Below are 13405 nucleotides of genomic sequence, written 5' to 3'. Positions count from 1 at the left end.
GGCCGCCACGGCGGCGAACGGCGAGCTTCTCCTCCCGATAGAGCCGGAACAGCTTCTTGTGGTTCACGACCAGGCCCTCCCGCCTCAGCATCACGAGAAGACGCCGGTAGCCGAACCGGCGACGCTCCTGCGCGATCGCCTTCATCCGCTCGCGAACCTCCCGGTCGTCCGGCCTGCTGGTCTGGTAGCGAACCGTCATGCGGCAACAGCCGATGGCTTTACACGCCCGCCGTTTGCTCATCCCGAAGCCTTCCTTCAGGCGAGCGACAGCTTTCCGCTTGGCGGCGGGCGTCACCATTTCTTTCCCACAAGGTCCTTCAACGCGGCATTGTCGAGCATGGCGTCGGCCAGAAGCCGCTTCAGGCGCGTGTTCTCGTCCTCCAGCCCTTCAGGTCGCCGAGCCTCGGTGACATCCATCCCGCCGAAGCGGGCCTTCCAATTGTAGATCGAGGCGTCGCTGACCCCGTGCTTGCGGCACAGATCGCCAACCGATACCCCGGCCTCGTGTTTCTTCAAAATTCCGATGATCTGCTCTTCAGAGAAGCGGCTGCGTTTCATGTCCTGATCCTCTGGATGGGCCAGAACGAACTTCAAACCGGATTAGATCAGAGGGGCAAGGCCTCGGCGCGGTCGTCGACCTCTTCACCCCAGCCGAATGTGCCAACTACTTCAAAGCCGCAGGATATGACCTGGATCAGATAGGACGTGCTCCAATGGTTTACACCTGACAGGAGTCCGGCCCCCACAACCGTTTCGCAATGAGGAGCAGCGCTGCCGCTGCTCCTCCAATCACACGACGGATTCACGATGCGGCAACTCGAGCCATGATTTCGGATCGAATGGCCGATGCGGTGTATAGTGAGGCATCCAGCGGCAAATCCCCAAATGCCAGTTGACACAGAAGATAATTAGCACCTGCCTCTTCCAGCTGATCAAGGAGAGCTTTTCGGACAGAATCTGCCGTTCCCACGACGCACAATTCACTTTCAATTGCTGCATCGAAGTTCAAAGGCAAGTTTGGTGGAGTGGAAATGGCATTTAGTTCGTATAGAAATTTGAAGCTATTGAGCCATCGTTCATAGGCAGGTGCTGCGAGCAAATACGCATCTGTTTCAGAACGCCCTATCACCACCATTCGGAGCAATCCAAGAAATGGCGCTTGCTGGCCAATGTCAGCATCGTGAATTCGGGCGGCGCGGAACGCGTCGGTAACGCTGCGAACAGAAGTGGAAGGTCCGACGCAGGCGATGTTTGCCCCATTCGCAGCGGCCCAGCTAGCCGGCTCGGGTCGATTGGTGGCGATCCATGTCGGCGGATGGGGATATTGGTGAGGTCTCAACGTCAGCGGAACATCTTTCAACTCAAAGTGGCGGCCCTGATAAGAAAGCGTCCCGCCTTTCATCGCATTGATGAGAATCTCACTGGCCTCCGCATACTGTTCTGGTGCTGCTTCTACAGCAACCCCGAAGTATCCCAATTCAGTGGGAGCAGAGCCGCGCCCTATGCCGAGTTCAAGCCTGCCGCCGCTCAACTGATCAAGCATGCAGATCTCCTCGAAGGCACGCAGCGGATGATAGAGCGCAAGTAGCATTACCATGGGACCAACACGAAGACTGCGGGTTCGCTGGGCGACGCTCGCTAAGAACAAATTCGGTGATGGACCTCTGCCATGCGGCGTACAGTGGTGCTCGGCGAGATGATACGCATAAAAGCCATAGCCATCGCACGCTTCTGCTAGGCTCAGCCGATCTGCATATTGTTGTGCGATGTCATCGCCGTTTTCGTCCAGATGATCGAAGATGCCGAAGGTCAGGCCCGAAGCGGAAATTTTCTTCAATTAATTGTTCTCCAAATTACCTATTATTTATTCGCTAATCATCATAGCTGGCGACATATCAGCACCTATTACTTGGCGCTTAATGTGAATTGACTTAATGCTTGTGCACACCGCGATTCTTCTTAAAGCTCATACAGACGCGTTTGGCGGCAGCAAGGAATTTGTCCATCTGCTCTGTGGTGCCAATGCTGACGCGAATACAGTTCTTCAAATCTACGTCAGGAAAGCTGGCGATGAGGATCGCCTGCTCTTTCAACGCGGCTTGCCAGCATGAGCCCTCCTGTCCCGCCGGCACACGGGCCAGCAAAAAGTTTGCGTGGGAGGGTGTTACGGAAAAGCCAAGTTGCAACAGCGCCAGGGTCACTCGCTGTCGTTCATGCTTGATGTGCCTGTGGTTCTCTTCGTAGGCGTGGCGATGCGCAAGAATGCTTTTCCCGACCGCCTGCCCGATCACGTTCATGTTGAAGACATTCTGGATGTTGCGCAGCCTGCCAATGATTTCTGGGTGACCGAAACCGAAGCCGACTCGCACGCCAGCAGCAGCATAGCTCTTTGAAAAAGTCCTCAAGATCAAAAGATTCGGATGTCTATTGACGAGGCGCAGGGCATTGTCGGGTGCGAAGTCAACGTAGGCCTCATCCAAGACGACCAAGCGATCTGCTTGCTCCACAAGGCGTTCGATTTCGGCCACCGGCACGAATGTTCCGGTCGGATTGTTCGGATTAGCCAACAGAATGAACTTCGCGTCTTTTGCGGGGCCGGACAGCAGTTTTTCTATCGGCAGGGGATGAGCTTCGCTCGATGCGATTTCGAGAAACTCGGCACCCTGCAACATGGCAAGTTTACGGTTGAACGAAAATCCGGGCGACAGCATCGCCACTCTATCTCCTGGGGCGAGGAAAGCTCTGTAGATGAGTCCGAGCAGCTCCGACGAACCGTTGCCGGCAATCACCTGATCTTTGGAAAATCCGTAAGCATCGGAGGCAGCTGCCCTTAAGCTGAGATTGTCGTCTTCCGGATAAAGATACTGGTGTTCGATCGCAGCAATTGCACTTTGCATTACGCTCTTCGGCAACGGAAACGGGTTCTCGTTCGTATTTAGCTTAACGCAATTTGCATCCGTCGCTGGTCCGTTGGACGAGAGAGCATCTAATTTGCTGGCCACCGGCGAAAAAAGCGAAAGCACGGTCTTCAGTTTTGCATCGCACATGTTCTTCTCCGTTTTTCAGTCCCGCAGGGCATGTGACATGAGGCAATAGTTGATCGTGACTTGATCGACGTTCGGCTATATCAGCGCTGCCTTCCCACCCTGGTGGGGATCGCCGACCACGGTTTGGATTTGACACCGGCAAGCTGTCGAGAACCTGATGACGACCCAACGTGTGGCCGACGGCCGATTCGGCGCAACAGACGGTGTTTCAACATCGCATCGTCCTCAAAGCCGCATGCAGGGCCTGCACGACAGCCCGTCTCCAGCGCCCGCAGATAGGTGGAAGCCGAAGTCTTGCCGAACCTCAGTTGCTCTGCCACCTGGCCCACCGGACTGCCCTGTTTATGGGTCAGGCGCAGGATATCTCTGACGCTCGTTCGTCTTGCTTGCTTCCGTCTTGGCATGGGCTCTCTCGGTTTGCTGATGAGAGAGCCAAATACCGGCTCATCTGAGCATGAGACGCAGGCCTGACGATATGGAGCGTCGCTGTGGCGCGCGTAGCCAAGAGGGTTCGCCTCGGTGGCGGGGCATGCAAGACGGCGCACCTCCTTAGCCATCCTGTCCCATCGTCTCAGATCGTGAGGCGCACCTTATAGTCGGTGAGGAGATCTTGCAGGGTCAGGTTACGCCCTAGCGCTTAAGGTTGTTGGTCGCACCGAGCAAGCGCGGGACCTGTCGACGGACAACAGCGGTGCCACTGCCGGCACTAGGTCGTCCAGCATCGCAGTGAACCGCGTACGTAGTATTTTGTCGTAGGCGGCATTCTGGATAGCCGGATACGGGCTCTTCACCCGCTGCACCACCGATTGCGGGATGATGTCGCGAGAAACATTCACGGATTTCGTGAAAAAAGTGTACCCGCCGAAGAGCCCCACTCGCGGGGGCGGTGCAGCACCACCTCGGTGTCACTGCTCGTGTTCATGCGATGGACTAGGCCGGCCAGCTGTTGACGCAGCTCGCGGTAGTTGTAAGTCTCACCCGTGTAGACGAGCACCAAGTCAGGTCGGCCATCCTCCTGGAGCATCCTCGGCTGACGGCCGCCCTGGATATCGATGATTGCCAGGCGGTGGTGTCCCAGCGCCGCAGGCCCGCCGATCCAAGTCCCCTCGTCGTCCGGACCGTGGTTCGCTATGGTGGCCGTCATATCGGCAAGCTCCCTTCGCGCATCGGGACCTCCGAGGTCTCGATTGAAGTCGATCCATTCACAGATGCCGCACAGGTTATGTCGCCGCATTTGGGGCGAAGCAGATATAAGGCCAGTGGGAAACCATCGAGGCAAAGTGACGGATCTAGCCCAGCTACGATCCGCATCCGACATTGTCGGACATCGGACAGCACCGCGATTCGCTGCATAGGAAGCCTGGAGTCGCGATTTCCCTTGGGGGAATCAGCGCATGAAAGGAGAGCTGGGTCGTGTCTGCCGAAATGAGAAATTGCTCCCCCTTATTGCCTCACCGAGGAATGTTACCCAGCGCGATAGACGGACATGCCCTACCTCCCCCCGTTGCAGCTGAGGGAGATAGGGGCCAGCTCTTCATTCAACCCTCATGGAGGATGATCAGCCCAGCCATTTCCATGCGCCGGCCTTCACAAGCCGTGCACCATTCAGGTTCTTTTCCTTGAAGCGCGACGATCCTTGTCAGACGTCGCAACACTTGCTGCCGAGAGCACGAGCTCTTCCTCGAGCATGCCTTGATCTGCGCCTCGAACGGCTCGCACATGCTGGGTTTCAACGACTTCGCAGAGGTTGATATTCTGCAGTGACTTCGTCTCGCTGCTGCACGGCATTGACGCTGGGAGCCATGCTCGCGTGGCGCAATTGTGCTGAAGCCGGTGCCCACGGCAACGTTTCTTAACCCGCCCCAGATCCTGGCGTTTGGCTATTTCCGACATTCGTGTCCGGCTTCGGACAAAGGCCGGGTTTGCCGAACGGAGTCGCACCCAATTTCCAGTGCTGCTTGAGCAATAATATCGACCGGCATTACTGCACAACACGAAAGTTGCTGCAAAAACCGAAGTGAACCCAAGGCATCGGGTCAATTGGCATGGCGCTTGCGACTCGGTCGATAGAACGCAGTCAAAATCACGGTTGCAGACCATGCCTACCTCTCAAAGCTCGATAAAGCACGCGAGCGAAATTCCCCGTCTCCGCGGAAGCTCGTCGCCTTTAAACGTGCCTGCTCGGGGGCGGTCTTGCACAAGACCGGTCCGAGGCAACCACGCCAAGGCGCGAGGCTGCCGGAACTGTCGACCGAAGTCGATGCCGCTTCAGTTTAACCGAAAAATGCACCGTACCACTTTGGCCTGGGAGCAAATCAATGACCGACAGAAAGAACGTTCCTCTCGTGACCTTTCGCACGCGTGTTCGCGATGAGTCGATCGGGGGGCCAAATCCTTATCGGTGGGAGAACAAGACCTCCGACGATTATTTCGGGGGCAAGCGCGTCATCCTGTTCTCGCTGCCTGGCGCCTTCACCCCGACCTGCTCGACCTTCCAACTGCCCGATTTCGAAAAACTCTATGATCAATTTCTGGAACTGCGAATTGACGCGATCTACTGCGTCTCGGTCAACGATGCTTTCGTCATGAATGCGTGGGGAAAGTCCTTGGGGCTGCAGAAGATCGAGCTGATCCCAGACGGGTCGGGCGAGTTCACGCGCAAAATGGGCATGCTGGTCGCGAAGGACAATCTGGGCTTTGGCATGCGCTCCTGGCGATACGCCGCTCTGATCGACGATGGCGTGGTGGAGCAGTGGTTCGAGGAGGAAGGCTTCTGTGACAACTGCGAGACGGACCCCTATGGCGTTTCATCCCCGCAAAACGTTCTCGACAAACTGAAGGCGGCGGCATGACCCAGAAGTGGCAAGTCTCACACAACCCAAGCACACACTAGAGCATCCTCGGCAGATTACGGTTCAACATGCATCTCTCAGCAAGCCTGCTTCAACGCCAGAAGCAACGTATGGTCTTATCGCCTCAAGCCATTGAAGCTATTCGCTTGCTGCGATTGACGCATACTGAACTCCATCAGCTCGTGCAGCAGGCACTCGAGAGGAACCCCGTTTTGAAGCCTGACCCGTTTGACGACGATTCGCCGCTGTCAGGGGTGGATCAGCGGAGCAGTCAAAGCAGAAGCGAAATCGGCGAATCGCCCATTGGCGGGCCGTCTGGCGGGCGCGGGCAATGGAAGTCGCAACGCAGTAGCGGCAACGATCGACCTGCCGTCGAGGAGTTTACCGCCCACACCGAAACATTGCACGACCATGTCGCCCGCCAGGTCGCCCTCACCCCGTTCACCCCCCAGGAGCGGCTGATTGCCGGACAGCTCGCCGCCCATCTGGAGGACACTGGCTATCTTCAGGTAAACCTTTTCGATCTGGCCAGGAGGTTAAACGTTCGGCAAGCTGATGTGGAACGGGTCATCGGAATCTTGCAGCAATTTGATCCGCCGGGGATTTTTGCGCGAACTCTCAGCGAATGCCTGGAGATTCAGCTGCGCCAGCAAGACCGGTTCGACCCGGCTATGGCAGCTTTGGTCGCCAATCTCGAGATGCTTGCACGGGGGGATTTTCAGGGATTGAAGCAGCGTTGCGGAGTCGACGAGGAGGATCTCCTCGACATGAGGAACGAAATCCGCGCGCTCGATCCCAAGCCTGGAGACCGGTTCCAGTCCGGGACGCCGGAAACCATCGTACCGGACGTCTGGGTAATGCCCAAGTCCGAAGGTGGATGGCGGGTGGAGCTTGATCCGGCCACGCTGCCCAAAGTGTTGATCAACCACACCTATGTCGCCGAAATCTCGCAGCTGACCAATCAAAATCCGGAAGGCAAAGCGTTTCTCGACCATTGCCAGGAAAAAGGGAACTGGCTGATCAGCTGCCTCGAGCAGCGCGCTAAGACGATCCTTAAGGTTGCGACCGAAATCGTGCGCCAGCAGGATGCCTTTTTTACACACGGCGTCGCCCATCTGCGGCCTCTCTGTCTCAAAAATGTCGCTGACGGGATCAAAATGCACCAGTCGACGGTAAGCCGGGTGGCTTCGAACAGGTACATGTTAACTCCGCGCGGGGTGTTCGAGCTGAAGTATTTTTTCACAGCGACAATCGCATCCTGCGAGGGCGGCGACGCGCACTCCGCCAAATCTGTCCGCCATCGGATCAAGGCAATCATCGCCGAAGAATCGCTCGACAAGGTACTTTCCGACGAAGACATCGTTGCTCAGCTCAAGCAGACCGGCATCAATGTCGCTCGCCGTACCGTCACCAAATATCGCGAGGCGATGAACATCCCTTCCTCCATACTACGGCGCCGCGATAAGCGTTTGTCCGCAGCTGCGATCAAGCGAAGTGACTAACCGGCATTCCTGGTCGGCGAGAGGCGACTCTCAACTTCCTCCGGGCCGAAGCAGCTTTCGAAGTCCTGGCATTCCCGACAACTGGGTGCAGTGCATGACGAAAAGCCTTCGGCCTCACACAGCTTGCGGTAAAAGTACTTTTTCCATTTCATGTTTTCTGTGTTGCCTGCCGCCAGCGCGGGAAAATGTCTGGCAAGCAGGCGGCTGAGCTCAGCGCGATTTGAGAGGCCAAGATCCCGCCAAAGATGGTCCGTGCGCATCGCACGCCGGGCGATGATCTTGGCCAAGCGGCCGCTCGCCGGGTCGGCCGGCGCAGCATGCGCTAGCAGCAGCCGGCGTAGCAGCTCCTCTTCCAGTTCCGGCTCGGGCTCGCTCAACTCCTCCAAAGCGAATACGCTGCTGGAGGTAGACGGGAAAGTTGCGGCCAAGACATCACGCAATTCGACAGACGAAAGGCCTGTCCCCTCCGTCGCCAACACCTCGCCCGCCTGGACCTCCTCAAGCGAACGTGAATGTACGCAGGGCAGCACATGCTGATCGAAGCTCCTCCCTAGCTCGGACCCACGCCATTGCGCGCTGGATAGGCAGCCATCATCGTAACGGCCGGCTTCAGCTTCCGGCATGACAAAGCGCCTTGTTGACCGCAGGGATGATCTTGTCGCCCCAGAGCTCGATCTGGCGCAGCATCGTCTTTTGGTCGAAGTCGCCCAATTGAGTCTGAACTGCGATCTGGTCCGGTTTCAAGATATCGATCTCTTCCAGCAGGCGATCAATCACGCGATTTACGCTGCCAATCGGCAAATTTTTGCGCATGGTCTCGAAGGACAGATCCTGCTGGGTCGGTGTCTCCTGCAGCAGGTAGCCATCGTGGCTCTGTTGGCGGCGCTGATGCAGGGCTTCAGAAAGCCGGCGCTGGAAGCGGGCATTGTCGAGATAGCTGTTGATCTCCAACTCGTCGTGGCTGGCATAGCAGCAGCGCAGCAGCGATATCTTGACGTCGGTGACGTTCTTTTCCTCGGATGCCGCCGCCCTCTCGACTGATTCACGCAGTGTGGTCAAAGTCTCTAAGCCGTCGTGGAAGGCTGTGACAAAAAAATTGTGCCCCTCGCGGTAGGCCCGAGCCATCCGTGCGGCTCCGCCAGCGATCCAGATAGGCGGCGTCGGCTGCTGGACTGTGCGGACCGAAATCGCTGTTGGGGGGATCTTCTCATACTGGCCGTCGTGTTCGAAGACGTTTTGGTTGAGGCCCTTGAGAATGATGTCCAGGTATTCCGAAAAGACGGCCGGCGCCTCATCGATGTCCACGCCGAACCGTTCGAACTCGAACTGCTGGTATCCCAAGCCTACGCCGAGCTCGAGACGGCCGTTCGCAACGATGTCGGCGAAGCCGATCTCGGACAGCAGGCGCTGCGGTTGGTAAAGCGGCAGCACGCAGACGGCAGTGCCCAGGCGAATCGTGCTTGTCAAGCCGGCGCAGTGCGCCACCATCATCAGCGGGGATGGTATGAGGCTGTAATTGTTGAAGTGGTGCTCAGCAAACCACGCGGTGTTGAACCCAGCCTGCTCCGAAGCGACGGCCTGTTCGATGGAGTTGCGGATGACGCTTTCTGAGGATTGGTGATAGCCACGCTGGGCGGCCAGAATGAAAGTGGCAAATTCCATGATTTCTCCTCGTTATAGACACGTCAGCCGACCGGGAATGTGCTCGGCATGCACATGCTTGGATCTCAAGCACCTCAGGTGCGTCGTGGAGCCGAGGCTTCATAATGCTCGGCCGGTCGCCCTGCGAAGGCCTGGCAATTAACCTGCGGCCTCCGCAAAACATTCGTCATAGAGTTCGCTGGCGTTTCCCGCATCACCGAACGAGGTCCAGCCGCCGTCCACGTAGAGGATCGAGCCGTTGATGTATGAGGCGTCAGACGAAGCAAGGAAGAACGATGCATCTGCGACGTCTTCTGGCCGTCCCATCCTGCCCATGGGGATGCGTCGTCCGATTGCTGTCAGGTCGATGCGGCCGGCTTTGGCCAACTGAGCAAGTGCGGGCGTGCGGATGTGGCCAGGAGCGACGGTGGCTGTCCGAATTCCGACCGGCCCGAGTTCGGCCGCCATGCAACGGGTCAGCATATCCATCCCCGCCTTGGAGGCGCCGTAGGCATGGCGCGGCGCGAACGGCAGAAAGCTGTCGATCGACCCGAGATTGAGGATCACGCCGCCCGGGCGCATAGCCTTGATCGCTTCGCGCGCGCAGGTGAAGGCGCCGGTAAGGTTGACATCCAGGACGTGTTCGAGCTGTTTCGACAGTTGCTCGATCGCAGGCACAATCCTGTCGGCGGTATCAGCACTATTGACCAGAACATCGATATACCCGAAGCGTCCCCTCAGTTCTTCGAACATCGACACCACATCGCTCTCGACGGCCACGTCCAGCGATTTCGCCAGATGCTTGCCGGGGAGCGATGTAGCCAGCTCTGCCGCTGCAGTGCCATCTTTATCAGCAATCACGACGGTGTCGCCGTTCGCGGCAAAGCGGCGAGCGACGGCCGCGCCAATGCTTTTTGCGCCACCGGTGACGAGCACGATTCGCGCATCTGTGCATTCGGCCGGACAGGAGAGCTCGGCTTGGAGCGCACCATCCACCGGCGGGTGAGCATCCCCCGGCTGGTTGAATGACATCCAGCCTCCGTCGACTGCCAGCACCGAGCCGGTGATGTAGCGCGCCTGCGTGCTGCTCAGAAAACGCACGACCCTGGCGATCTCGTCGGGGCGAGCCAAGCGCCCCATCGGCACGCGGCGGCGTATCGCCGCGAGGTCCATTTTGCCAGCGCGTGCCAGTTCTGTGACCATTGGGGTGCGGACGGAGCCCGGCGCCACCGCCGTGACGCGGATTCCTCGCATAGCCCACTCGCATGCAAGGGACTTTGTCAACGAGATCACGCCAGCTTTCGAGGCTGCGTAGGCGTTGCGCCTGGGATTGCCGACCACGCCCGCCATCGAAGCCACATTGACGATCGCACCGCCCGGCTTCATGCGCCGCGCCGCTTCCCGGGCCATAACGAATGGCCCAATAAGGTTCACTGTCACGCCGCGTCGGAAGGTATCGACAGCGGTGTCGATGATCCTATCCATCGTGGGTCCAACCGCCGCATTGTTGATGAGGACATCGATTTGCGCGAACCGTGCTTCGACCTGGCCGAAAAGTGAGAGCATGTCCTTCTCTCGCGACACATCGCACTCCAGACCGACGTGCGGCGACCCGAGATCCCGAGCCAGTTCAACCACACCACTGCCCGGAAGGTCCACCGCAACTACAGTGTCTCCGTCCGCGGCAAGGATATCGACCAGGGCACGGCCGATCCCGCCCGCAGCGCCTGTGATGATTACGGTGCGTGCTGCCAGTTTCACGAGAGCTTCTCCACGATGACCGCTTGTGATCTCAGCCCATCAACCTTGGGCGGAATGAAGGGCCGAGCCAAATCGTTGCAGTGACCGCCAGTTGCGGCCCCACACAGATGTCGTTCCCGTAGGGCGCTCATCCTCCATTTCTACCCACTTATGCAGCTCCCAGTTGGGGACCCTCGACGCCATCTTGGTCGGTGGGGATGTGACCCTTGAGCAACTGGTAGATGGGATCGTCTGGATGTTGTGCTCCAATCGGCTGTCGCCGGCCGAACCTATCTGCCTCAAGAATCGCTGGCGGGATTTGCTCCTCAACCCAATCGTAGACGACTGTCCGTTCCGCAATTCGCCACTCGTCCTGCCTCTTCTGAAACAGATCGCAGTAACGGCCGCAAAGCAGCGTCTGACGTATTTCTTGGTCTGTATCCGGTCCGCGTTGCAGCGCGGTGAAATAGCTCTCGACCGCGGCCTCTGCTGAACTGATGAAGTCGATCAGGCTGTTCGTGATTTGATGGATGTTACGGTGCCCCGGCAGACCGAGAGCAAATTGGATGAAGTCCTCTGCCGGTCCGCAATAGGGACCGTGCCTGTCATACGCTTCGGGCCAGTATGCGCTACGCAGCGCCGCCTCATCGGCGCGGTCTATCCCGCGGCAGTACCGATACAGGCAGTTGCGGATCGCCTCTCGGTCACGCAGTTCGGTAATTTTCGCGTGGTCGACAGGGTCTGTCGCGAATTGTATGATTGTTTTATCCTTCCCGATGCCAGTCTGCACTTTGCGTGTGTCTCTCTCTACAACTGAGTTAGCGGGGGGCTCGTCAACTTCCAGAGCTTGTTCGGGGCAGGCTCGTACCCCTTTTGAGGCAAGCAGTTGCTCCCCATCGGCAACATCAATATCACCGGGCAAGATGTAGCCGGCGTCATCAAGCTTGAAGACTCTCGGCGCCCGCGCCCAGCAGCGCGCATGACCCTGGCATCTGGCTTTATGTACGACGACACGCATAGCGAACTCCAATGTCGTTGGCTGAAACTTCAGGACCAGTCCAGGATCAGATTCTCGATCCCGAACACATGGCCGCCGAAGGTGATAGGTTCAGTCCCTGTCTTGATCCGAAAGGCTGGGATGCGCGCCAGCCACTCCTCCAGGCCAATGACAATCTCCCGCCGGGCAAGGTGTGAGCCAAGACAACGATGGGGACCATAGCCAAAGGCAGCGTGCCGGTTGTCCTCGCGCGCCAGATCGATCTCATTCGGGCATTCGAATTCCGCCGGGTCACGATTGGCAATCATCGTGGCACAGGAAACATAGTCTCCCTTGCGGATCGGCGCGCCTTTGAAGTCGACATCCTTCGTTGCCACTCGGATCATCTGAATGGTCGAATAGGCGCGCAGCAATTCTTCCGCAGCGACGGCAATCCGGTCCGGTTCGCTTCGTAGCAATTCCTGATCTTTGGGGTTGCGCGCGAGATGGGCCAAGTCGAAGCATATGGCTGCTGAGACCGTGTCGAGTCCCGCGACGAACACAAGCACGCCGATGCCACGGACTTCTTCGTCACTGAGCAGACGACCCTCGACCTTTGCCTTCACGATGAAGGTCATGAAATCATCGACCGGCTCCTTGCGGCGCTCGGTGGCAAGTTCGTCGATGAAGGCCACGATCGTCCGGGCTGCGGGTGGTCGTTGCTCCTTATCGCCGTGGAGCAGATCTCTAGCCCAGCCGACAAATGTTTCTAGTCCGTTGTCCGAAAGCCCAATAAAGCGAAGGAAGATATTGACCGCGAACGGAACTGCAAAATCCTTCATGATGTCGCAGCTCGTGCCTGATGCGGCGATCCTGTCGATCAGCTTGATCGCTCGTTCCCGGACAGCCGGCTCCAATGCCATTACCCGCTTTGGCGAAAGCAGCGGATTGAGCAGTGAGCGAAAAACACCGTGGAATGGCGGATCGAGCTCAAGCGGGATCATCGGCCAGCTCTCGCCGAGCACAGAGGCGAAGATGCTGCGATGGCTGGAAAACGTTTCGGTGTCCTGCAGCACCCGGCGCTGGTCGCTCGCGCGAGTGATGACCCAGGTACCCCGACCGTCGCGCGTGTTGCTGGTTGAATAAAAGATCGGAGGCCCGGCATGAACGCAAGCAACCGCTGCATGCGGATCCCCGTTAGCGGTCGGCAACATGCCGGGCGACGTAAACAGGCTGAAGTCCCTCACCATTTCGGGCGGGACATGATCTGGAACCGGCCGCGATTTAACCGCGCCAGAATCGAGAGACCGTTCATGAGATGCTGTCGGCATTTGCATGCAATCGTTGGTGCAAGCTCCGTGCCGAATTCGTCTTTCGATAATCCTTGCCGTTTGCTGGGCAACAGGTGGCGCCTGCGCTGACTTGCTGGTCGGGATTGCAACATTCTTGTCCAGCGTCGGACACAGAATGTAGAAAGCTAGACACCGACTTGGAGCAACTCAACTGGTGGGATCGCTAGCTGTGGAGCCTCAACAGGTTGTCCTCGGTTAGAGCGAGGCGACTGATAGGTGTTTTGGACTTTAGGCTCCCGTGGGGACGGTGCCAATTGTATCTGTGCAGCCAGACCGGCAACTCTGCGGCGCGGTG

General features: G+C 58.1%; 10 protein-coding genes and 3 pseudogenes. 2 read left to right on the top strand and 11 right to left on the bottom strand.

Features of this window, described 5'->3' with window-relative positions; genetic code table 11:
• The 4 genes and pseudogenes from EN818_RS30310 to EN818_RS30295 form a co-directional block, all read right to left on the bottom strand.
• Positions 1–558: pseudogene (locus EN818_RS30310) on the bottom strand (transposase); the annotation flags it as partial.
• Between the two features lie 244 nt (positions 559–802).
• On the bottom strand, positions 803–1837 hold the full coding sequence (locus tag EN818_RS30305; RefSeq protein ID WP_095484287.1) for an LLM class flavin-dependent oxidoreductase: 1035 nt from the start codon (positions 1835–1837) through the stop codon (positions 803–805).
• Positions 1838–1931: 94 nt separating this feature from the next.
• Complete coding sequence (gene hisC / locus EN818_RS30300) at positions 1932–3047, bottom strand: histidinol-phosphate transaminase (protein ID WP_126063823.1); 1116 nt, start codon at positions 3045–3047, stop codon at positions 1932–1934.
• An 832-nt stretch (positions 3048–3879) separates the two neighbouring features.
• Positions 3880–4191: a hypothetical protein gene (locus tag EN818_RS30295; RefSeq protein ID WP_206437555.1), complete on the bottom strand. Its 312-nt coding sequence runs from the start codon at positions 4189–4191 to the stop codon at positions 3880–3882.
• A 1174-nt stretch (positions 4192–5365) separates the two neighbouring features.
• Here EN818_RS30295 and EN818_RS30290 point away from each other — a divergent pair.
• A complete protein-coding gene (locus EN818_RS30290; RefSeq protein WP_029356553.1) occupies positions 5366–5899 on the top strand; it encodes a peroxiredoxin in 534 nt (177 codons plus the stop codon).
• A 68-nt stretch (positions 5900–5967) separates the two neighbouring features.
• A complete protein-coding gene (gene rpoN, locus EN818_RS30285) occupies positions 5968–7401 on the top strand; it encodes an RNA polymerase factor sigma-54 (RefSeq protein ID WP_126063822.1) in 1434 nt (477 codons plus the stop codon).
• On the opposite strand, the gene EN818_RS30280 is transcribed toward rpoN, so the two are convergent.
• The 7 genes and pseudogenes from EN818_RS30280 to EN818_RS30255 all read right to left on the bottom strand — a co-directional run.
• Positions 7398–8024, bottom strand: a complete 627-nt coding sequence (locus EN818_RS30280) for a nitrogen fixation protein NifQ (protein WP_029356557.1) — start codon at positions 8022–8024, stop codon at positions 7398–7400. The two genes, rpoN and EN818_RS30280, sit on opposite strands and share 4 nt — an antisense overlap.
• A complete protein-coding gene (locus EN818_RS30275; RefSeq protein ID WP_024505249.1) occupies positions 8011–9063 on the bottom strand; it encodes an LLM class flavin-dependent oxidoreductase in 1053 nt (350 codons plus the stop codon). The genes EN818_RS30280 and EN818_RS30275 overlap by 14 nt, the downstream gene beginning before the upstream one ends.
• Before the next feature lie 138 nt (positions 9064–9201).
• Positions 9202–10803, bottom strand: coding sequence for an SDR family oxidoreductase (locus tag EN818_RS30270; protein ID WP_063169384.1), 1602 nt, complete (start codon positions 10801–10803; stop codon positions 9202–9204).
• 148 nt (positions 10804–10951) lie between these two features.
• Positions 10952–11539, bottom strand: coding sequence for a nuclear transport factor 2 family protein (locus EN818_RS30265; RefSeq protein ID WP_126083656.1), 588 nt, complete (start codon positions 11537–11539; stop codon positions 10952–10954).
• Positions 11540–11677: 138 nt separating this feature from the next.
• Positions 11678–11800 (bottom strand): annotated as a pseudogene (locus EN818_RS34080) (ferredoxin); the annotation flags it as partial.
• A gap of 29 nt (positions 11801–11829) precedes the next feature.
• Positions 11830–13008 carry a cytochrome P450 gene (locus EN818_RS30260; RefSeq protein WP_164759124.1) on the bottom strand — a complete coding sequence of 393 codons (1179 nt, stop codon included), beginning with the start codon at positions 13006–13008 and terminating at the stop codon, positions 11830–11832.
• 265 nt (positions 13009–13273) lie between these two features.
• Positions 13274–13405: pseudogene (locus EN818_RS30255) on the bottom strand (IS481 family transposase); the annotation flags it as partial.

The organism is Mesorhizobium sp. M3A.F.Ca.ET.175.01.1.1 (assembly GCF_004791945.1).
Lineage (GTDB): Bacteria > Pseudomonadota > Alphaproteobacteria > Rhizobiales > Rhizobiaceae > Mesorhizobium.
The sequence above is the reverse complement of the archived record's forward strand: the minus strand, read 5'-3'. Positions and strand labels throughout refer to the sequence as shown.

Excerpts from the sequence above, each read along its gene's own strand:
- hisC (WP_126063823.1), bottom strand. The coding sequence starts at position 3,047 with ATGTGCGATGCAAAACTGAAGACCGTGCTTTCGCTTTTTTCGCCGGTG.
- EN818_RS30295 (WP_206437555.1), bottom strand. The coding sequence starts at position 4,191 with ATGACGGCCACCATAGCGAACCACGGTCCGGACGACGAGGGGACTTGG.
- EN818_RS30290 (WP_029356553.1), top strand. The coding sequence starts at position 5,366 with ATGACCGACAGAAAGAACGTTCCTCTCGTGACCTTTCGCACGCGTGTT.
- rpoN (WP_126063822.1), top strand. The coding sequence starts at position 5,968 with ATGCATCTCTCAGCAAGCCTGCTTCAACGCCAGAAGCAACGTATGGTC.
- EN818_RS30280 (WP_029356557.1), bottom strand. The coding sequence starts at position 8,024 with ATGCCGGAAGCTGAAGCCGGCCGTTACGATGATGGCTGCCTATCCAGC.
- EN818_RS30275 (WP_024505249.1), bottom strand. The coding sequence starts at position 9,063 with ATGGAATTTGCCACTTTCATTCTGGCCGCCCAGCGTGGCTATCACCAA.
- EN818_RS30260 (WP_164759124.1), bottom strand. The coding sequence starts at position 13,008 with ATGGTGAGGGACTTCAGCCTGTTTACGTCGCCCGGCATGTTGCCGACC.